The 20,334-nt window shown below is 59.0% G+C and carries 15 protein-coding genes and 4 tRNA genes; 14 read left to right on the top strand and 5 right to left on the bottom strand.

The genetic code is table 11. The features are described 5' to 3' along the window. Positions 1-92 precede the first annotated feature (92 nt). Together DMP06_RS02600 and DMP06_RS02595 are read right to left on the bottom strand one after the other, a co-directional pair. A complete protein-coding gene (locus tag DMP06_RS02600; protein ID WP_274542715.1) occupies positions 93-491 on the bottom strand; it encodes a very short patch repair endonuclease in 399 nt (132 codons plus the stop codon). A gap of 259 nt (positions 492-750) precedes the next feature. Beyond that, positions 751-1,179, bottom strand: a complete 429-nt coding sequence (locus DMP06_RS02595; protein WP_181443012.1) for a hypothetical protein — start codon at positions 1,177-1,179, stop codon at positions 751-753. 452 nt (positions 1,180-1,631) lie between these two features. On the opposite strand from DMP06_RS02595, the gene nifJ reads away from it, so the two are divergent. Further along, entirely contained in the window at positions 1,632-5,186 is a 3,555-nt protein-coding gene (nifJ, locus tag DMP06_RS02590; RefSeq protein WP_123208182.1) for a pyruvate:ferredoxin (flavodoxin) oxidoreductase, read from the top strand. Positions 5,187-5,878: 692 nt separating this feature from the next. On the opposite strand, the gene DMP06_RS02580 is transcribed toward nifJ, so the two are convergent. Next, positions 5,879-7,156 (bottom strand): aspartate aminotransferase type Ic, encoded by a 1,278-nt coding sequence (locus DMP06_RS02580; RefSeq protein ID WP_123208180.1) that lies wholly within the window; start codon positions 7,154-7,156, stop codon positions 5,879-5,881. Between the two features lie 184 nt (positions 7,157-7,340). Between DMP06_RS02580 and putP the strand changes: the two genes are divergently transcribed. The 12 genes from putP (at position 7,341) to map (ending at position 14,730) form a co-directional block, all read left to right on the top strand. Beyond that, a complete protein-coding gene (gene putP, locus DMP06_RS02575) occupies positions 7,341-8,909 on the top strand; it encodes a sodium/proline symporter PutP (protein WP_123208179.1) in 1,569 nt (522 codons plus the stop codon). A 522-nt stretch (positions 8,910-9,431) separates the two neighbouring features. Continuing rightward, positions 9,432-9,516, top strand: a tRNA-Tyr gene (locus tag DMP06_RS02570). Positions 9,517-9,520: 4 nt separating this feature from the next. Next, positions 9,521-9,596: transfer RNA gene (locus tag DMP06_RS02565), tRNA-Thr, on the top strand. Between the two features lie 43 nt (positions 9,597-9,639). Then, positions 9,640-9,716: transfer RNA gene (locus DMP06_RS02560), tRNA-Met, on the top strand. 86 nt (positions 9,717-9,802) lie between these two features. After that, complete coding sequence (gene tuf / locus DMP06_RS02555; protein ID WP_123208178.1) at positions 9,803-11,005, top strand: elongation factor Tu; 1,203 nt, start codon at positions 9,803-9,805, stop codon at positions 11,003-11,005. A 121-nt stretch (positions 11,006-11,126) separates the two neighbouring features. Then, positions 11,127-11,276 (top strand): 50S ribosomal protein L33, encoded by a 150-nt coding sequence (gene rpmG / locus DMP06_RS02550; RefSeq protein ID WP_123208177.1) that lies wholly within the window; start codon positions 11,127-11,129, stop codon positions 11,274-11,276. Between the two features lie 12 nt (positions 11,277-11,288). Then, positions 11,289-11,364, top strand: a tRNA-Trp gene (locus DMP06_RS02545). Between the two features lie 102 nt (positions 11,365-11,466). Further along, positions 11,467-11,868: a preprotein translocase subunit SecE gene (gene secE, locus DMP06_RS02540; protein ID WP_123208176.1), complete on the top strand. Its 402-nt coding sequence runs from the start codon at positions 11,467-11,469 to the stop codon at positions 11,866-11,868. Between the two features lies 1 nt (position 11,869). After that, positions 11,870-12,403: a transcription termination/antitermination protein NusG gene (gene nusG / locus DMP06_RS02535; protein WP_123208175.1), complete on the top strand. Its 534-nt coding sequence runs from the start codon at positions 11,870-11,872 to the stop codon at positions 12,401-12,403. Positions 12,404-12,501: 98 nt separating this feature from the next. Continuing rightward, positions 12,502-12,996 (top strand): 50S ribosomal protein L11, encoded by a 495-nt coding sequence (rplK, locus tag DMP06_RS02530; protein WP_123208174.1) that lies wholly within the window; start codon positions 12,502-12,504, stop codon positions 12,994-12,996. A gap of 53 nt (positions 12,997-13,049) precedes the next feature. Next, positions 13,050-13,760, top strand: coding sequence for a 50S ribosomal protein L1 (gene rplA / locus DMP06_RS02525; protein ID WP_123208173.1), 711 nt, complete (start codon positions 13,050-13,052; stop codon positions 13,758-13,760). Between the two features lie 196 nt (positions 13,761-13,956). Further along, positions 13,957-14,730, top strand: coding sequence for a type I methionyl aminopeptidase (gene map, locus DMP06_RS02520; protein WP_123208172.1), 774 nt, complete (start codon positions 13,957-13,959; stop codon positions 14,728-14,730). Between the two features lie 191 nt (positions 14,731-14,921). Here map and murJ read toward each other — a convergent pair whose 3' ends face one another. Beyond that, complete coding sequence (gene murJ, locus DMP06_RS02515) at positions 14,922-17,000, bottom strand: murein biosynthesis integral membrane protein MurJ (RefSeq protein ID WP_123208171.1); 2,079 nt, start codon at positions 16,998-17,000, stop codon at positions 14,922-14,924. Between the two features lie 80 nt (positions 17,001-17,080). Here murJ and DMP06_RS02510 point away from each other — a divergent pair, with 80 nt between their 5' ends. Beyond that, positions 17,081-17,941, top strand: coding sequence for an NAD(+)/NADH kinase (locus DMP06_RS02510; RefSeq protein ID WP_123208170.1), 861 nt, complete (start codon positions 17,081-17,083; stop codon positions 17,939-17,941). A 546-nt stretch (positions 17,942-18,487) separates the two neighbouring features. Here the strand turns inward: DMP06_RS02510 and DMP06_RS02505 are convergent. Further along, the gene (locus DMP06_RS02505; protein ID WP_123208169.1) at positions 18,488-19,969 is read right to left on the bottom strand and encodes a DUF1846 domain-containing protein; all 1,482 of its coding nucleotides are present in this window, start codon (positions 19,967-19,969) and stop codon (positions 18,488-18,490) included. Between the last annotated feature and the right edge of the window lie 365 nt (positions 19,970-20,334).

The raw sequence follows: 20,334 nt of genomic DNA, 5'->3' as shown, positions 1-20,334 counted from the left end.
GAAGGGGAGGCCGCCGCGGGTTCTGGTTTATTTCCCCAGTTCCCGCACATGCGGCACGAATCGCATATCTCGGGGTGGCCGTGGGTTCTGGTTTATTTCCCCAGTTCCTCTTTGAGCTGGGGAATAAGTTCCGCGAACATGCGGTCTGCGGCGTCTTTTTTGAGTTCGCACTCCCAGATGACGTGGACGCGCCAACCCTCTGCACGCAAAGCTTCCAAATTGCGCGCGTCGCGCTCTACGTTGCGCTTGAATTTGGGAACCCAGTATTCCTGGTTGGATTTTGGCATCGAAGGGTTGCAGTGAGGACAGCGATGCCAGAAGCATCCGTTGATCATGATGCACACGCGCTTGCCCGGCCAGGCCACGTCGGGCCTCCCCGGGGCCTTCCACTGCAGACGGTAGCCGTCGAGCCCCGCCTCTCGGAGCTTTCGCCGCACGATCAGCTCGGGTTTGGTGTCCTTGCCTTTGTTGCCACGCATGCTATTGCGCACCGCCTGGGGGATAGCGGCGATGGGGCGCGGCGAGGCGGCGAGCAGAGCCCGGGTCGATTTGCTGAAGGCTCGGGTCAAAGGTCGGTTCTCTCTGCGTGCGGCAGTATGCCACACGCCCCGGCGCCCCGATGTGCGAATGCGGCAAGGCAGCGGAGCGTCTTTTTTCGCCAGACGCTCGGCGCTCGTACGGCATGATACGCGGGTTTTGGTGGGGTCGAAGCGGCGTGTCCGCCAAGACGTAGGCGCAGCGGGAGCGGGTTTACTGTGCTTGCGTGTCACGAGCGCCTCTCACGTAAGAGATGATGAACGAGATACCCGCGACGGTGAGGGCAAAGCCCAGCCCCGTGTAAAAGAAGGCGATGAACCACTCAGGCAGCACGCCGCTCATGCGCAGCGCGATGCCGCCGCCCATCATGATGGCCATGATGATGTAGCCCTTGCGGTCGAAGAAGTGCCATATATGCTTGCGGTCTTCCTCGAACCCGCGAATTCGTTCGGCATGCTTGCGCACAAGCTTCTGGAACACGAACACGTGGAACAGGACAAAGACCGCCAGCGTGAGCGCAAGAACCCACCATACAAGATGGTCGTGCGTGATCACGCCTATGCCAATATTGGCGATGTTGCCACCTGCCACGATCCACACGATGCCAGCAACGAGGAGAAGTTTTTCAGTCGAGATTTTCATGGGCGGGATTATACGTCCGAAGGGGCCGACTTTGTGCGAGGGGCGCATAATCGGATGAGTTTGCGTAAAACATGCGAAACTCGATGGGCGTTTGCTCAACGCAAGCGCATCTGCGAGCTCATTTCCATAGGGTCCATTCTTGAAGAATGCGGTTTCGCACTGATCGATGCTCTGCAGGGTTCCATTCCGAGCGGACAATTCCCCCGGTTTGTCTAGGCGACGCGAGTGACGGTGCTTTCGGTTGCCATTTTCGCCGCCCGCTCACCGAACATGAGCGCACGGAAATACGCGCGAAGCACTTTGCCCGCCTAAAGCGTCGCGTCGTGCTGATAATATGCCCATCGTCTGAGGTTTCGACCGATGGGGCACTTGTGCCTTGAGTATGGGGGCTATGCGAATGCGCGTTTCTCCGCGCTCGCATTATGCATGCCGCAAAAGAACAGGAGTGAAGTATGGCGAGGGAACTCAAGTCCATGGACGGAAACAACGCCGCCGCGTATGTTTCTTATGCGTTCACCGAGGTCGCTGGCATTTATCCGATTACGCCGTCGAGCCCGATGGCCGATTTCGTGGACCAGTGGGCAGCTAACGGCAAAAAGAATATCTTTGGCACTACGGTCAAAGTTTGCGAGATGCAGTCCGAAGGCGGCGCTGCTGGCACGGTGCACGGCTCGCTCGCGGCTGGTGCCCTCACCACCACCTACACCGCATCCCAGGGCCTGCTGCTCATGATTCCCAACATGTATAAGATTGCGGCGGAAATGCTCCCGGCCGTGTTCCACGTGAGCGCTCGTACGGTTGCGACGCACGCGCTGAGCATCTTCGGCGACCATTCTGACGTTATGGCATGCCGTCAGACCGGTTTCGCGATGCTCGCCGAAACCAACGTCCAGGAAATCATGGACCTTTCCGCCGTTGCCCACCTCGCCGCCATTAAGGGCGGGGTTCCCTTCATCAACTTCTTCGATGGCTTCCGCACCTCGCACGAGGTTCAGAAGATCGCCGTGTGGGATTACGCCGACTTGGCCGAGATGTGCGACATGGATGCCGTGAAGGCGTTCCGCGCGCACGCGCTCAACCCCGAGCGTCCGTCCATGCGCGGCAGCCATGAAAACGGCGACATCTTCTTCCAGCACCGCGAGGCATGCAACACGCACTATGCCGCCCTGCCCGCCGTGGTCGAGGAGTACATGCACCAGGTAAACGCCAAGCTGGGCACCAACTACGAGCTCTTCAACTACTATGGCGCGCCCGACGCCGATCGCGTGATCGTGGCCATGGGCTCCTTCTGCGACGTGGTGGAGGAGGTCGTGGACTACCTCAACGCTCAGGGCGAAAAGGTGGGTCTGGTCAAGGTGCGCCTGTATCGCCCCTTCGTGACCGACAAGTTTGTGGCCGCCTTGCCCAAGACCGTCAAGAAGATCGCGGTTGTGGACCGCACCAAGGAGCCCGGCAGCGTGGGCGAGCCGCTGTACATGGATGTCGTCAACGCGCTCGTTCAGGAAGGCGTGGGCGGCCTCAAGGTTTGCGGCGGCCGTTACGGCTTGAGCTCCAAGGATACGCCGCCTTCGTCGGTGTTCGCCATCTACAAGGAGCTCGAGAAGGACGAGCCTGCGCGCGAGTTCACGGTAGGCATCGTGGACGACGTGACGCATCTGTCGCTTCCTGAGGATCCTGCCAGCCCCAATACCGCAGCAGCGGGCACCATCGAGTGCAAGTTCTGGGGCCTGGGCGGTGACGGCACTGTGGGCGCCAACAAGAACTCCATCAAGATCATCGGCGACCACACCGATAAATATGTTCAGGCGTACTTCCAGTACGACTCCAAGAAGACCGGCGGCGTCACCGTGAGCCACCTGCGTTTCGGCGACAGTCCCATTAAGAGCGCCTACTACATCAACAAGGCCGACTTCGTGGCATGCCACAATCCGTCGTATGTCACCAAGGGCTTCCGCATGGTGCAGGACGTCAAACCTGGCGGCGTGTTCATGATCAACTGCCAGTGGACGCCTGAGGAGCTTGAACATCATCTGGATGCCGAGGCCAAGCGTTATATCGCTCAGAACGACATCCAGCTCTACACCATCAACGCCATCGACCTTGCCATCGAAATCGGAATGGGCAAGCGCACCAACACCATTCTGCAGTCGGCCTTCTTCTCGTTGGCGGGCGTGATTCCGCAGGACGACGCTATCAAATATATGAAAGATGCGGCCACCAAGTCCTACATGAAGAAGGGGCAGGAGATGGTCGACCGCAATCACAAGGCGATCGACCTGGGCGCGAGCGCGTATACCCGCATTGAGGTGCCCGCCGAGTGGGCGAATGCCTCCGATGAGGCTGCGGTCGATGAGCTCAAGGGCCGCCCCGAGCTGGTCAAGCAGGTGCGCGAGGTCATGGAGCCCGTGGGTAACATGAACGGTGACAGCCTGCCCGTGTCCGCGTTCGTCGATTACGCCGACGGTCAGTTCGAGCAGGGTGCTGCAGCTTACGAGAAGCGCGGCGTTGCCGTGAGCGTTCCCGTGTGGGATCCCGCCAAGTGCATCCAGTGCAATCAGTGCTCGTATGTGTGCCCGCACGCCACTATTCGTCCCTTCGCCCTCACCGAAGAGGAGGCTGCTGCCGCCCCCGAGTCTTGCGTCCTGGTGCCCGCCAAGGGCAAGGCCGCTGCCGGTCTGCAGTACACGCTTGTCATCTCGCCGCTCGACTGCATGGGTTGCGAAGTGTGCGTGGGCCAGTGCCCCACGGATTCTCTTTTCATGGCGCCCGCCGAAGGCCAGCTGGCCCAGCAGGCCGCGTTCGACTACTGCGTGGACAACGTTGCCCCCAAGCCGCAGCTTGAGGACGCCACCGTCAAGGGCAGCCAGTTCAAGCAGCCGCTGCTCGAGTTCTCCGGCGCATGTGCCGGCTGCGCCGAAACCGCGTATGCGCGCTTGGTCACGCAGCTGTTCGGCGATCGCATGTACGTCGCAAACGCCACTGGATGCTCCTCGATCTGGGGCGGTCCGGCAGCCACGTCGCCGTATACGGTGAACAAAGACGGTCATGGTCCCGCTTGGTCGAACTCGCTTTTCGAGGACAACGCCGAGCATGGCTTGGGCATGCTTCTAGGTTACGAGGCAGTGCGCGACACCCTGGTTGCTCGCACCGAGAATCTCCTCGCTGCCGAGGGCGCTTCTGCCGAGGCGAAGGAAGCCGCGCAGGCATGGCTCGACGCTCGCGGAGATGCGGAGGCAAGCAAGGCGACCGCCGCGGCCTATATCGCCGAGCTTGAGAAGATCGCAGCGGGCGAGTGCGCCGAGGGCGCTGCCAACGCGCAGGCGATTCTTGACAACAAGGAATACCTGACCAAGAAGAGCGTGTGGATCTTCGGCGGCGACGGTTGGGCGTACGACATCGGATACGGTGGTTTGGACCACGTGCTTGCTTCCGGTGAGGACGTGAACGTGTTCGTGTTCGACACCGAGGTGTACTCCAACACGGGCGGTCAGGCTTCCAAGGCTTCCAATATCGGTCAGGTGGCACAGTTTGCCGCCGCCGGTAAGGATATCAAGAAGAAGAGCCTGGCCGAAATCGCCATGGCGTACGGATATGTGTACGTGGCGCAGGTGGCTATGGGCGCCAAGCCCGCGCAGACCGTCAAGGCTATCGCCGAGGCGGAGGCGTACCCCGGACCTTCGCTGATCATCGGCTACAGCCCCTGCGAGATGCATTCGATCAAGGGCGGCATGGCGAACTGCCAGGACGAGATGAAGCGCGCGGTGGATTGCGGGTATTGGAACCTGTATCGCTTCAATCCTGCGGCTCCCGCCGGCAAGAAGTTCATCCTCGATTCCAAGGAGCCTGCGGGCGGCTATCGTGAGTTCCTGATGAACGAGGCACGCTACAGCCGTCTGACCCGCGAGTTCCCCGAGCGCGCCGAGAACCTCTTCGAGCGCAGCGAGGAAGCGGCCATGGAGCGCTATCAGCATCTGGTCGATCTCAAGGCGATGTACGACAAGGAGTAGTCTGCGACGCTAGTCTAAGGGGGAAGGGGCGAGGATGTTTCCTCGCCCCTTCCCCCCTTTAGAACCCCTATCCCCACTCCTCGCACCAGCTCAGAAGGGAAACCGGATATTTGGAGCCTCATCGCCCACTCGGGCGCGCTTGCTATGCTCGCGCGCCGTTCGCGAGCATGACTGAAGCTGGGACATCGCCAAGTGCTTCAAATCGCATGCCATTTGCGAGTGTGACTGAAGCTGGGGTATCGCCAAGTGCTCCAACGTTGGTTTCTTGTCTTTCATTCTCGTTATTCACGCTTCGACTTGCTCTATTGCTCCCGTTTCGTGCACCTGATGTCCGAAAGGTTGGGAATAGAGCAGGTTTATTCTTGGCGGTAGCTTCTTGCGTAGAAGATAACGGGGTTATTCCAACATAATCCCAGTTCAATATTCTCCTGCAACGGCATTTGCTTTGCCGCCTGTCGCAGTCGATGCTCTATTCTTGCCGTCTTGTGCACTTAGCGCCCAAGACGGCAAGAATAGAGCATATGCAGAGTTGTTCAACGTATGCCGCACCTGTCTGTATGCGCTTTGGGTTGTGCCTAGCGAAGCCGATCGTCAGCTTGTTATTCGAGCAACTCTAGTTTGGAAGTATTGCGTCGTTTCAAAGGAGGGCGGTCGGCGCGTATACCGTCGACCGCCCTCATCCTCAAGCGAAGCTATTCCGCCAGCAGCGCCTCCACGCTCGCAAGCTTAACGCAGCAGACGAACACCTCCATTGCCTGCTCAAGCTCATTCATGGGCGGTAGGGTGGGGGCTATGCGGATGTTGGTGTCGCGCGGGTCATTCTTGTAAGGCCAGGTGGCGCCGGCGCCGGTCATGGTTACGCCCGCCTCTTTCGCCAGAGCCACGGTGCGCTTGGCGGTGCCGGGAAGACCCTCGAAGCTGATGAAGTAACCGCCGTCTGGCTTGCTCCACGTGGCGCCAACGCCCTCAAGGCCCGCTTCAAGCATGTCGAGAACCATATCGAACTTTGGCGCGATAATGGCGGCATGCTTCTTCATGTGCTCGGCCATGCCGTTCGCGTCGCCCAAAAACTTCACATGACGCAGCTGGTTGAGCTTATCGTAGCCTACGGTTTGCACGCCCACGCGCGATTTGATTTCAGCGATGTTTGCCGCGCTTGCCGCCACAGCCGCAATACCTGCGCCGGGGAACGTCACCTTGGAAGTGCTTGCAAACTTGAAGTAGCGGTCGGGGTGGCCGGACGCCTCGCATGCCGCAGCGATGTCAGCCACATGCGCCTCGCGTCCCTCGTACAAATGATGCACGCAGTAGGCGTTATCCCAAAAGATTCGGAAATCCTCCGCGGCGCATTCCATCGACGCCAGGCGACGCACCACCTCATCGGAGTACACGGCGCCAGTAGGATTGGAGTACTGCGGCACGCACCAGATGCCTTTGACTGAAGCGTCGGACGCCGCGATGCGCTCCACTTCGTCCATGTCAGGCCCCGTCTCCGTCATTCTTACGGGGATCATGCGAATCCCTAGCTGTTCGCAGATGGCAAAGTGGCGGTCATATCCGGGGGAGGGGCAAATCCATGCAATCTCGGGCAGCGTCTTCCACGCAGGTGCGCCCAGGTAGCCGTAGAGCATGCCGTGGCTTACGAGGTCATACATAATATTGAGACTGGAGTTGCCGAATACGCACACGCGCTCAGCGTCGTGGTCCATGATTGACGCCATGAGCCTCTTTGCCTCGGGGATGCCGTCCATCACGCCGTAGTTGCGGCAATCGGTGCCGTCTTCGGCAAAAAGCTCTGTAGTCGCATTCACGCAATCGAGCATTGGAAGGCTCAGGGCCAGCTGATCGGCCCCCGGCTTTCCGCGTGCCATATTCAGCGCAAGCCCTTTAGCGCAGTGCTCGGCGTATTCGGCCTCGAGCGCCGCCTTCAGCGCCTCGAGCTCCTCGCGGCTCAATTCTGCATAGCTCACGGCATTCCTCCTTATCCGGCGGCAACGCTTTCGCGCTGCCGCATATGTTCGCATCTGCCGTCCAGGGCGACACTTTACCAAAATAAAGCATGTCAAGCCCATCGCATGCACTTTACCGTATAATTGCAGGCTATGTTTTCATGCCGGCGCCAAAAGGGCGCAAAGTACACTAGAGGGGTTTCAGATGTCGAGTAACGATATCCAAGTCATCGCAGCAATGGCGCTGTACTTCATCGTCGTGCTGTCGGTGGGCTTTTTCTATTTGAAGAAGTCGAACAAAGATTCCGAGAGCTATTTCCTGGGCGGGCGAGGGTTGGGCCCTTGGCTTACGGCTCTTTCTGCCGAGGCATCCGACATGTCGGGTTGGCTGCTCATGGGCCTGCCGGGTATCGCGTACTTCATGGGTGCGTCGAACGCCATGTGGACGGCCATCGGCCTGGCGATTGGCACCTATCTTAACTGGAAGTTCGTGGCGCGCCGTCTGCGCAAGTATTCTGAGGTGGCTGGCAACTCCATCACGCTGCCCGATTTCTTCAGCAATCGCTTCCATGACGACAAGCGCGTGCTGATGAGCGTTGCAGCCATCATCATTCTGCTGTTCTTCTGCATCTATTGCGGCAGCTGCTTTGTTACGTGCGGAAAGCTGTTCACGCAGCTGTTCGGCCTCGATTACACCACCATGATGATCCTCGGCGCCCTTGTGGTGTTCGTGTACACGTTCGTGGGCGGCTACCTTTCGGTATGCACGACCGACCTGATCCAGGGCACCATCATGATTTGCGCGCTGGTCATCGTGTTCGTTGGCAGCGTGGGCATGGCGGGCGGCGTGGACAACACCGTGGCATTCCTCCAGTCCATCCCCGGCTTCCTTTCCGCCACCGAGCAGGCGAACCCCACGCTCGGACCCGATGGCGTGCAGCTTGTGGAGAACGGCATGCCCGTGTTCGGCGATGCGGCCGTCTATGGCACCGGCATCGTGACCATCGTGGGCTGCCTTGCGTGGGGCCTGGGTTACTTCGGCATGCCGCAGGTGCTCGTGCGCTTCATGAGCGTGCGGCATTCCGACGAGATCAAAAAGAGCCGCATCATTGCCACCATTTGGGTGGTCATCTCTCTGGCTAGTGCGGTGTGCATCGGTCTTGTGGGCCGCGCCGCCATGCCTGACGCGTTCCTTACCTCGTCGAGCGCCGAGAACATCTTCATTCTGCTGGCGCAGGTGATGCTGCCCGCGTTCGTGTGCGGCCTCGTGGTGTCGGGCATTTTCGCCGCCACCATGTCTTCCTCTTCGAGCTATCTGCTTATTGCCGGATCCGCCATTTCGCAGAACCTGTATAAAGGCATCATCAACAAAAACGCGACCGAGGCGCAGTGCATGTTCGTGTCGCGCGTGGCGCTGACCGTGATTCTCATTTTTGGCATCGTGATCGCGCTCGATCAGAACTCTTCGATTTTCCAGGTGGTGTCATATGCCTGGGCGGGCTTCGGCGCAAGCTTCGGACCGCTTATGCTTTTGAGCCTGTATTGGCGTCGCACCAATAAGCAAGGCGCCTTGGCGGGCATGCTTGTGGGCGCCGTCACCGTTATCGTGTGGAGCTTTGCAATCAAGCCGCTCGGCGGTATCTTCGGCGTGTACGAGCTTTTGCCGGGCTTCATCTTCTCGCTGATCGCCATTGTGGTGGTGTCGCTTCTGACGGAGCCGCCGTCGAAGAAGATTACCGATGAGTTCGATTCCTATATGGATGCTGATGTATAGGAGGCAATACCGGTCGCAAGAAGGGGAGCGGTGACTTAGGGGCAATAGGCGAGTTGCGCACGTCACAAGTTCTTACGGCAAGCAGATTTCCAACATATAAGATATAAACGCGTGGAGAGATTCAAATGTGCGGGGCGAGTCCAGAGGGCTCGCCCTTCCAGTTTCAGGGAAAGGAAACGAATAATCTTATTGGCGTGAAGGCGGATGAGGGGCCGTCATCCGGTTGCGCATGAGCGGTTTAACGCAAGGAAAAACCGGCGATTAGCCAAAAACTTTTTTGAAAAAATTTTTCGCGCAATTACGTCAAGAAGGAGGGTGATGGCATGTCAAGTCTAAGAAAATACCAGGCCAGAGCGTCGATATGAACAGGATATGAATGGATACGCCCGGAGGCGTGTAAAGTGTTGACACGACTAGGATGCTAGCGTATTATGCTTTCGCTCTCGCGTTCGGGAACATCTGCGAAACGCGAAAGCGGCAGCTTGATAAGTACACATAACGCATCGAGCACTTTGATGAACTGGGCGTGTGCCCGAGTGGTTAAAGGGGACGGGCTGTAAACCCGTTGGCTCTGCCTACCTAGGTTCGAATCCTAGCGCGCCCACCAGTTCGCCCGTGTAGCTCAGTCGGTAGAGCACTTCGTTGGTAACGAAGAGGTCACCGGTTCAAGTCCGGTCGCGGGCTCCAGTTTACCTGCTCATCATTGCCCTTGGCAATGCGAGTTATACACGGCGGTGTAGCTCAGTTGGTTAGAGCACACGGTTCATACCCGTGGCGTCACTGGTTCGAATCCAGTCACCGCTACCATTTGCATCACGTACACGCGTCCTTTGGGCGCGTGTATTAGTATCACGTTAGTATTTGGTCATTCGACCATTCCAAGAGGAGGAATAATGGCTAAGGAGAAGTTCGAGCGCAGCAAGCCGCATGTGAACATCGGTACCATCGGTCACGTTGACCATGGTAAGACCACCCTGACGGCTGCTATCTCCAAGACCCTGTCTGAGAACGACGGGTCCCATGGCACCGCCCATGCTGACTTCACTGCCTTCGATCAGATCGACAAGGCTCCTGAAGAGCGTGAGCGCGGCATCACCATTTCTATCGCTCACATCGAGTACGAGACCGACTCTCGTCACTATGCTCATGTTGACTGCCCCGGCCACGCCGACTACGTCAAGAACATGATCACCGGTGCTGCCCAGATGGACGGCGCTATCCTGGTTATCGCCGCTACCGACGGCCCCATGGCTCAGACCCGCGAGCACATCCTGCTCGCCCGTCAGGTTGGCGTGCCCTACATCATCGTCTTCCTGAACAAGTGCGACATGGTTGACGACGAGGAGCTCATCGAGCTCGTCGAGATGGAGACCCGTGAGCTGCTCACCGAGTACGAGTTCCCCGGAGACGACATCCCGGTCATCCGCGGTTCCGCTCTGAAGGCTCTGGAGGGCGACAAGGAGTGGCAGGAGAAGATCTGGGAGCTCATGGACGCTGTGGACTCCTACATCCCCACCCCCGAGCGCGACGTCGACAAGCCGTTCCTGATGGCTGTTGAGGACACCATGACCATCACCGGCCGTGGCACCGTTGCTACCGGTCGTGTTGAGCGCGGCGTTCTGCATGTGAACGACCCGCTGGAGATCGTCGGTATCCGTGAGACCCAGAACACGGTCTGCACCGGTATCGAGATGTTCCGCAAGCTGCTCGACGAGGCTCAGGCTGGCGACAACATCGGCTGCCTGCTCCGCGGCATCAAGCGTGAGGACATCGTGCGCGGCCAGGTTCTGGCCAAGCCGGGTTCGGTTACCCCGCACTCTGAGTTCATGGGCCAGGTCTACATCCTGACCAAGGAAGAGGGCGGCCGCCACACCCCGTTCTTCGACGGCTATCGTCCGCAGTTCTACTTCCGCACTACCGACGTTACCGGTGTTGCCCACCTGCCCGAGGGCACCGAGATGGTTATGCCTGGCGACAACGTTGAGCTCCGCGGCGAGCTGATTCACCCCATCGCCATGGAGGAAGGCCTCCGCTTCGCTATCCGCGAGGGTGGCCGCACCGTTGGCTCCGGCCGTGTGACCAAGATCATCAAGTAACCACTCTTGATACTGGACGTGATTCGATGACGGAGCCCGCCTTATGCGGGCTCCGTTTATCACGGAAGTGCTCCTATGTGTACGAAACAAGCTACGATTCAATCATTCTGAAGGAGAATTCATGCGTACGTTGGTCACTCTGGCGTGCACCGAGTGCAAGCGCCGTAACTACACGACCAAAAAGAACAAGCAGAATAATCCGGATCGCATCGAGATGAAGAAATACTGCAAGTGGTGCCGTAAGCACACTCTGCACAAGGAAACTCGATAAGATAAGGGAAACACGCCAGTAGTTCAATTGGTAGAGCAGCGGTCTCCAAAACCGCAAGTTGAGGGTTCGAGTCCTTCCTGGCGTGCCAGCTTGTTCAAGCAGCTTCAACGCGAGCTGCTTGTTTTGCTGTTTGGTCAAAATTTGTCAAAGGCGATTCTGCGGCCCTGTGCCGCATAAGGGATAAGAGGACATGGCGAAGAAATCCAAAACGCAAAGGGCAAAGGCATCTGCTGCGCGTCAGGCGCGCAAAGCCCAGGCTGCCGAGCGTGAGGCCAACGCCGTAGAGGCAACCGTAGAGGAGGCCGCTCCGGAGAAAAAGGGCTTGTTCAAGTCCAAGGCCAAGAGCGCCGACGCCAAGCCCGCCAAGAAGGCGGAGGAAAAGAAGGCTGCCAAGCCCAAGAAGCAGCGCTTCAAGTTCCTGCGCGAGGTTAAGGCCGAGCTGAAGCGCGTTACGTGGCCTACACGCCCCGAGGTGCTTCGTTGGACGGGCGTTGTCGTTGCCGCGCTGGTGTTTTTCGGCGTATTCGTCGCCGTTCTGGACAACCTGATTATCACGCCTCTGATGGTTGCTCTTTCCGGGATAGGAGCCTAGCATGGCAAAGAAATGGTACGTGCTCCACACGTATTCCGGCTATGAGAACAAGGTCAAAAAGAACCTTGAAAGCCGTATCGAGACCATGGGCCTCGAGAACAACGTCTTCGGCATCGAAATCCCCACCGAGATGGTCACCGAGATCAAAGAGGGCGGCCGTCGAGTGGAGAGCGAGAAGAAGGTGTTCCCCGGCTACGTGCTCGTCCGTATGGAGATGGACGATCGCAGCTGGGCTGCGGTGCGCAACACCCCCGGCGTAACCGGCTTCGTCGGAAGCCAGGGTCATCCCGAGCCGTTGACTCGCGAAGAGTTCAACAAGATCATGAAGCGCACCTCGGTCGCCGGCCCCAAGAAGGTCACCTCTTCCTCTCTCGAGGTGGGGCAGGCCGTCAAGGTTACGAGCGGTCCTTTGGCAGACTTCGACGGCACCGTTTCCGAGGTATCTCCGGAATCCGGCAAAGTCAAAGTCATGGTCTCCATCTTTGGACGCGAGACCCCTGTCGAGCTTTCGTTCGATCAGGTCGCCACTATTTAATGCGATTATTCTCGACCCGTTGCATGCCTGAGTGGACAGGGCTTCTCGTGCAGCGTGGTCGTAAGAGTAAAGTCACTTGAAGGTAAGGAAAACAAACGATGGCTGAGAAGAAAGTAAGCGGTTTCGTTAAACTGCAGATTCCTGCCGGCGCCGCCAATCCGGCTCCTCCGGTAGGCCCGGCTCTGGGTGCCCAGGGCGTCAACATCATGCAGTTCTGCCAGGCGTTCAATGCCGCCACGCAGGACCAGGCCGGCACCATTATCCCTGTTGAGATCACGGTCTACGAGGACAAGACGTTCACCTTCGTCTGCAAGACTCCTCCCGCGGCTGTTCTCATCAAGGAGAAGCTCGGCATCAAGAGCGGCTCTGGTATCCCGCAGCTGAAGTTCGTGGGTACGCTCACCGAGGATCAGCTCCGCGAGATCGCCGAGATCAAGATGCCCGACCTCAACGCTAACGACATTGAGGCCGCCATGGAGATCGTCGCCGGCACTGCCCGTTCCATGGGCGTGCGCGTCGAGGGTCGCGAGATGAAGAAGACCTACGTGCCTTCCAAGAAGCTCGCCGCCATGCTCGCCGGCAAGGCTGAGTAGTTCGCTAATCAAGTGGAAGGGCATTGCCCGCCAGTACCACGAAAGGAATTTCAATGAAACTCACCAAGAATCAGAAGGCTGCTGCCGAGAAGATCGAGGCCGGCAAGCTGTACACCCCGATGGAGGCCTTCGAACTCATGAAGGAGATTTCCTCCGCCAAGTTCGACGAGAGCGTTGAGGTCCACTTCCGTCTGGGCATCGACACCCGTCAGGCCGATCAGCAGCTGCGCGGCATGGTCTCCCTGCCTAACGGCTCTGGTAAGACCGTTCGCGTTGCCGTGTTCGCCGAGGGCGCTGCCGCCGAGGCCGCTGTGGCCGCTGGTGCCGACATCGTTGGCTCCGACGACCTGGTTGCTGAGATTCAGGCCGGCAACCTCAACTTTGACGCCGCTGTCGCTACGCCCAACATGATGGGCAAGGTCGGCCGTCTGGGTAAAATCCTCGGCCCCCGCGGTTTGATGCCCAACCCCAAGCTGGGTACCGTTACTCCCGACGTGGCTACCGCCATCGCCGACCTCAAGGGTGGCAAGGTTGAGTATCGTGCCGACCGTTACGGCATCGCTCACGTCATTCTCGGCAAGGTGAGCTTCACCGCTGAGAAGCTGGCCGAGAACTACGGCGCTGTGTACGACGAGATCGTTCGCATGAAGCCTTCTGCGGCTAAGGGTCGTTATCTCAAGTCCATCACCGTGGCTTCCACCATGGGCCCCGGCATCTCTATCGATCCTTCCGTTTCCCGCGACTTTGCCGCTAAGGCTGAGTAGCGAAACCTTACCTTCTTGAAAGGCTCGCTTTGGCGGGTCTTTCTTTTTGCAATGAGTAAGCCAATACTAACAAATGCATCCGTGAAGCGAGAGCGTGATAGAATGGCTGTCAAATGCAGTTTGCACTTGTATACACTTTGCTAGAAGTTCAGATACATTGCTGCAGATGTCTGACGTGTTACGAAAGCTGGTAGGGATGATTATCAGGAAATCAAAAGCCGAAATTGAAGCCATGAAGGAAGCAGGCCGCATTTCGGCAAAGGTGCTGCGTGAGGTGGGCTCTAAGGTTGCTCCTGGGGTAACCACGCTCGAACTTGATCAATACGCCGAGGAGCTTATTCGTCTTGAAGGCGGCATACCTGCGTTCAAGGGGTACGGTGGGTTCCCCGGCAGCATTTGCGCCTCCATCAACGAGCAAATCGTGCATGGGATTCCGTCTGCGAAGGTGGCTTTGCAGGAGGGAGACATCATCTCGATCGACACCGGCGCCACTGTTGACGGTTGGGTAGGGGATAATGCCTGGACATATCCCGTGGGAAAGATTTCCCCCGAGGTGCAGAAGCTGCTCGACGTGACCGAGAAATGCATGTGGGCAGGGCTCGACGCTGCACGTCCGGGAAACCGTCTGGGCGATATCGGATATGCGGTGCAGTCGATTGCCGAGGCTCACGGATATGGCGTAGTGCGCGAGTATGTGGGGCACGGTATCGGGCGCAACATGCATGAGGAGCCCAATGTGCCCAACTATGGGCATCGTCATCGCGGCATTCTGCTTGAGGCGGGCATGGTGCTGGCGATTGAGCCTATGATCAATATGGGCACGCGGAAGACGCGCCAGATGCCAGACGGATGGCTCGTGGTTACGCGCGACGGCAAGCCGAGCGCTCACTTCGAGAAGACCGTCGCCATCACCGAGGACGGGCCGGTGATTCTTACCACCGAAGAGGACCATAAGAGACCGGTTGATTAAAGGCCAGCGAAGATGCCCCATGCTGTATTTCATGCTGCGGGTGGTGCTGGCTGTCTGTGACTGCCCGTGAGGAGGGCAGTCGTGCTGGGCTCCTCACGGGCAGCTGGCGACAGAGGGCGCCACGGGCATCGTACGACGCTGATCGCATTAATCAGGGCTCATGGAGCCAGCAGGGGCGCACGAGACCAGCGCTAACGATTGTTGGCCGATGTGGAACGAGCGTGGCGGGCTCGGGCGATTTTGGCGTCGCTCGGGCTCGTTTGCTGCTTGGCGTGCTTCGGGGCGCTCTTCGGGGCTGCTCCGCGGGCATGGCGCGCCGAGGCAAGCTTGCGCTCAAGCTCCTGTACCTGTTGCTCGGACTGCTTGGCGTGTGCCGCGCGAACGATTCGACTACTAACCGTGTCACGGGTTCCCTCGGGTTGGGCGCTGGGCTCATAATCGCGCGACTCGGCAAGGGCGCTTCGGCTTTGGTCGCGTCGATTCGAGTGCCGTGCATCTTTGGGCGCGCCGACGAGCTCCACGGGCTGCTCTCCTTCTCGCCACGCATCGGCGGGCGCGGCGGAAAGATCCTCGTCAGGCTGCGTTGCAGTTTTCGAGCGGCCCAGCTTGCCCGCGAAACGGCCAACGGCATTGATGAGGAAGCTCGCTTCGGGTAAGCGCAGCTTTATCGCGAGGCCGAACGTGACGACAAGTGCGACAATGCCGCCGCAGAATATTCGTATGAGAGCATGGATGATTGATCCGTCGGAGGGCGCGATGGTGCCTTGCAGCGCCCATGAGATTCCAGCGCCGATACCGGCTCCCAGTATGCCGAGGACCAACGACAGGGCAACGGCTCGTGCGAGGCTTCCCAGGCCGAGCTTGCCGAGCCTTGCGCGCAGGAACACGAAGCATGCAACGTCGAGCACAAGGTAGTAGACGGTTTCGCTGAACGCAACGCTTGCCATGCCAACCATGGGGGAGATCGTCGCCGCTTGGGCCAGGAAGGCTGCGATGAAGGCGATTTGGATAGCGGCAGACACCACCATCATGATCGCATACTGTTTCATGCAGCGAAGCGCGGAGAACGTCTTTTGCATGTAGGTGTTCACTCCGTATACGGGCAGTGATGTGGCGAGTGCGATTAGATAAATAGCTATCTGAGAGATGTTCTCTTGAGTGAAGGCGCCGATGTGGTAGAGCGTAACCAGGGGCTCGGCGAATACTATCAGATAGAGCATAAACGGGATCATGAAGAACAGAATCTGGTTGCTGCCCGATACCACGGCGCGTTTGAAGCCCTCCATGTCGTCGCGTGTCTGCATATCGGCGATTTCGGTGAAGAGCGTAGTGGTGATGGGCACCGTGAGAAACGCGTAGGGGAGCGTGAACCACAGGCGCGCATACGAGATGACCGAGGGGCCGTTGTCCAGGTAGGCGTATGCCGCCGCGTTTTGGACCGACACGATGATGAGGCCTGCCACCATCACGATGACGGCGGGCACGCCAATGGAGAGGGTCTCGCGAAGCGCGGGGTCGTGGAGGTTGATATGGGGGCGAATGCGGATGCCGTTGCGTTTGAGCGCCGGAATCTGGATGGCCATCTGGATGAACACGCCCAGGGGGTTGCCGATGGCGATGATGAGCTTGGCCAGTTCGGCATCGCTTGGGGCGACCACGGCATAGAGGATGAACGTAGCGGCAACGATCACATTGTTGAAGATGGGAGCCGCGCTGCTCCACAGGTAGTCGCGTGAGGCGTTGAGCAGGCCGCTTACGATGGTCGACACGCCGTAGAACACGATTTGCATCGCGAAAAAGCGGAAGAAGAAGATCGCGTCGCCCATGGTGCCCTGGTCGCTCATGAAGCTTTGGGTATAGATGAGCGCCGGGGCAAACAAGGTGCATACAAGGGCGACAAGGCCGAGGATGATTACCGTGAGGCTTAAGAGATTGCTCGCGTACTCGTTACCGCCGCGTTCGCCGAGCTTGCTTTTGACGGACATGTACACAGGCAGAAAGGCGGTCACCAGCATGCCGCCGACTACCATCTCGTAGAGCATGTTGGGAAGGTTGTTGGCCACCTGGTAGGAGCTTGCAAGCATGGTGGAGCCGAGAGCGAATGCCATGGCCCAGGTGCGCACGAAGCCCGTGATGCGAGAGATGATGACGAAGAAACTGATCAGTGCGGCCGATCCACCTATCGAGGACGCGTCGGATGCGGGCTCGGGCTGGGTTGCGCGCGCATCGCGCGAAGAGTCTTCTGATGTGGAAATGTGGTTTGCGCTCATACTACGCTTTCGGGGTTTGGGTATAATGCAAAAGTTATCGTCATAGTAGCGTCTGACGACGGCTTTTGAAACGAGGTATCATGAACATCCTGATTATTCGCAACAACTCCAACGCGGCGGCCATTGATGCGTCGATGCTGCTGGCGACCTATCTGGATTCGCAGGGAGTGGGGCATCAGGAATTGGATTCTATGCCGCTGTCCATCGAGTCGATTCAGGGCACCGGCGCCGATATCGACATGTCGGCGTTTGACATGGTTGTGTCTCTTGGTGGCGACGGCACCATTCTGCGCGCCGCCCGCTTGGTGGGTAAGTCGCGCGTGCCTATTCTGGGTATCAATTTCGGACATCTGGGGTTCTTGGTCAATTCAAGCGAAGACGGCGTTGTGCCCATTGTGGCGGCTGCGCTTGCCGGCGATGTGACGCGCGAGGAGCGCGCGAGTCTTCATGTCGATTTGATCTCCGAGGGCAATGTGGTGGCGAGCCGCTTTGCGCTCAACGAGTTCTCCGTTACGCGCGGCGCGCTGGGTCGCATCATCGATTTTGGCCTGGAAATCTCGGGTAACCATATTGTGGATATGCGCGGCGACGGCTTGGTGGTGTCTTCGGCCACGGGCTCGACCGCCTATGCGCTTTCGGCCGGCGGTCCGCTCGTCGCCCCCGACTTCAAGGGCCTCATCCTTGTGCCGCTGGCTCCGCACTCGCTACTCTCGCGCGCCATCGTCACCGATCCGAGCGACATCGTTGAGATCGATCTGTCTCGCAACCCCGAAAGCCGCGAGGCGAGCTATTTCGTAGACGGCGAATTTATCAGCCTCGACGAGCCCATCGATCGCGTGTTGGTGCGCAAGTCGCACAACCCCACCATTCTGCTGCGATACAAGAACGAGGGCTTCTACAGCGCCATCTCCGAAACCTTCTTCAAGGACATCGCGCACTAGCAAGCAGGCGAATCAGCCTTCGCATTACAGGTGCCCGCAAAAACCGAGGCCCGCCCTTGCGTCCACGATTGGGACGAGGGCGGGCCTCATTGTTTTTGGCTGGATTTGAGGTTGACGGTTTGTGGCGGTAGTAAAGGCAGCGCCTCTAAGACACTCAGGACGTGCGGTGATGATTTGGGCATCTTGGCGCTGGTCGCGAAGGGCTTGCCGCTGTTAAAGTGCTCCGTGCCGAACCGCGGAAGAGCGAAGCGAATTCCGCCGTGCACGAGCCAAAGGCAACGTGCGCGGCGCGAAGCGCGAACCGAGAGAGAGGCGTTTGGCGGCGTTTCGAGCTCAACCGCGCTCGCGAACGGGCGGCCAGCGAAGCGAGGCCGCCCCCGGTGGGCGATGAAGCCTCAACCATCCGGTGTCTCACGCGGGCTGGTGCAGTAAACACGCCAGTGGCGTGTTTAGTCCCTGGCTTCTGCGCGCGAGAGCGCGCCGGGGCTCCAAAGGGGGAAGGGGCGAGGAACCATCCTCGCCCCTTCCCCCTTTGCCCCCGGAGGGTTACTTATGGAAGAACCTCCGCTTTTCATACTTGGGCTCGCAGCAAACGTTGATCCCCAGCGTCCGATACAGCTTCTCGTCGGTCTCGGAGATGATCACGCTGAAAAACGCGTCGCAGCCGTGCAGCCTATCGGCGTTGTCAATGAGCTTTTTCGCCATGGGATCGGTGGCGGAGCTCACCGAGAGCGCCAGGAGCGTTTCGTCGGAATGCAGACGCGGGTTGTTGGCGTGCAGCGTGCCGGTTTTCAGGCGGCAGATAGGCTCAATCACCTCGTCGCTTATGACGAACAAGTCCTCATCCACGTCGGCCACGCCCTTGAGCGCGTTCATCAGAAGCGATGACGCCGCACCCAGCAGGTTGGAGGTTTTGCCCGTGACCACGCGGCCGTCGGGCAAAACCATCGCGCCGGCGGGGGCGCCGGTTGCCTCTTCCTTCAGAAGGGCGGCTTTGCGTGCGGGCGAGAAGTTGGAATCCACGCCCGCCTGGTTCATCAGGAGCTCCAGGCGCTCGACGAACTCTTGGCCTACGCCGGTGCGTCGAGCATCGACTGCGGCCTGGAAGTAACGGCGCACGATTTCCATCTTGGCGGCGTCGCGGCAGGCGTCGTCGTCGCAGATGGCGAGGCCCGCCATGTTAACGCCCATGTCGGTTGGCGACTTGTAGGGGCACGCGCCCAGAATGCGGTCGAGCATGGTTTTGAGCACGGGGAAAATCTCGATATCGCGGTTGTAGTTCACTGTGGTTTTGCCGTAAGCCTCCAGATGGAAGGGGTCGATGGCGTTGGCGTCGTCCAAATCAACCGTTGCGGCCTCGTAGGCAATGTTCACGGGATGCTTGAGCGGCAGGTTCCACACGGGGAAGGTCTCGTACTTCGCGTAGCCGGCCTCGATACCGCGCTTGTGCTCATGATAGAGCTGAGAAAGACAGGTGGCCATCTTGCCCGAGCCGGGGCCGGGGGCGGTTACCACTACCAGCGGGCGGGTGGTTTCAACGAACTCGTTCTTGCCGAAGCCCTCGTCGCTCACGATGGTGCTCATATCGTTGGGGTATCCGGCAATAGGGTAGTGCAGGTAGCTTTTGACGCCCAAGGAGTCCAGCTTGCGGCGGAACGCTTTGGCGGAGGGCTGGTCTTGGTAGCGGGTGATTACCACGCCCGCGGTGGCAAAGCCCATATTGGCGAAGATGTCTAGAAGGCGCAGGGCGTCCTCATCGTAGGTGATGCCCAGATCGCCGCGCACCTTGTTCTTCTCGATATCGTTGGCGTTGATGGCCACGATGATTTCCACGTCATCAGCGAACTGCTTGAGCATGCGAATCTTGCTGTCGGGCTGAAATCCCGGCAGCACGCGCGAGGCGTGATGGTCGTCGAACAGTTTGCCACCGAATTCCAGGTACAGCTTGCCGCCGAACTGTCCGATGCGTTCGCGGATGTGCTCTGCCTGGAGGGCGATGTACTTGTCGTTGTCGAATCCGATGCGCATGGGTATGGCGGCCCCCTTCTGATATGCAAGACGGGCGTTCCGTCTTTGGGCGTATGTCGAACAGAGGGATTATAGCCTAGCGTGTGCGGCACGCGGTGGTTTCTCCTGTGTTAATTCGCAAAGCGCTTGAGGAGAGCGTCGCGTCGTGAGCTACAATGATGAAACGTCGAAGAGCCGCATGGGCTCCGAGGCGTTTTTTTATGTATAGGCATTGCTGCTCAACTTCGATATGTGTGCATGTGAGGAGCTCGGCGGGCGGGGAGGACATCGCGCGCAGTTCCGCATGGTAAACATGCCAGTGGCATGTTTAGTGCCTGCCTTTTGCGCCCGAGAGGGCGCATCCGGCGCGTTCGAGCGAGCAGGAC

The sequence above is a fragment of the Slackia equolifaciens genome, from assembly GCF_003725995.1.
Classification (GTDB): Bacteria; Actinomycetota; Coriobacteriia; order Coriobacteriales; family Eggerthellaceae; genus Slackia; species Slackia equolifaciens.
Note: the sequence above shows the minus strand (reverse complement) of the source record. Positions and strands in the feature narration are given on the sequence as shown.

Coding starts and splice junctions, on each gene's coding strand:
- rplA (WP_123208173.1), top strand. CDS start 13,050: ATGAAACTCACCAAGAATCAGAAGGCTGCTGCCGAGAAGATCGAGGCC.
- rplK (WP_123208174.1), top strand. CDS start 12,502: ATGGCTGAGAAGAAAGTAAGCGGTTTCGTTAAACTGCAGATTCCTGCC.
- DMP06_RS02510 (WP_123208170.1), top strand. CDS start 17,081: ATGAACATCCTGATTATTCGCAACAACTCCAACGCGGCGGCCATTGAT.
- secE (WP_123208176.1), top strand. CDS start 11,467: ATGGCGAAGAAATCCAAAACGCAAAGGGCAAAGGCATCTGCTGCGCGT.
- rpmG (WP_123208177.1), top strand. CDS start 11,127: ATGCGTACGTTGGTCACTCTGGCGTGCACCGAGTGCAAGCGCCGTAAC.
- DMP06_RS02505 (WP_123208169.1), bottom strand. CDS start 19,969: ATGCGCATCGGATTCGACAACGACAAGTACATCGCCCTCCAGGCAGAG.
- nifJ (WP_123208182.1), top strand. CDS start 1,632: ATGGCGAGGGAACTCAAGTCCATGGACGGAAACAACGCCGCCGCGTAT.
- tuf (WP_123208178.1), top strand. CDS start 9,803: ATGGCTAAGGAGAAGTTCGAGCGCAGCAAGCCGCATGTGAACATCGGT.
- murJ (WP_123208171.1), bottom strand. CDS start 17,000: ATGAGCGCAAACCACATTTCCACATCAGAAGACTCTTCGCGCGATGCG.
- putP (WP_123208179.1), top strand. CDS start 7,341: ATGTCGAGTAACGATATCCAAGTCATCGCAGCAATGGCGCTGTACTTC.
- map (WP_123208172.1), top strand. CDS start 13,957: ATGATTATCAGGAAATCAAAAGCCGAAATTGAAGCCATGAAGGAAGCA.
- nusG (WP_123208175.1), top strand. CDS start 11,870: ATGGCAAAGAAATGGTACGTGCTCCACACGTATTCCGGCTATGAGAAC.
- DMP06_RS02595 (WP_181443012.1), bottom strand. CDS start 1,179: ATGAAAATCTCGACTGAAAAACTTCTCCTCGTTGCTGGCATCGTGTGG.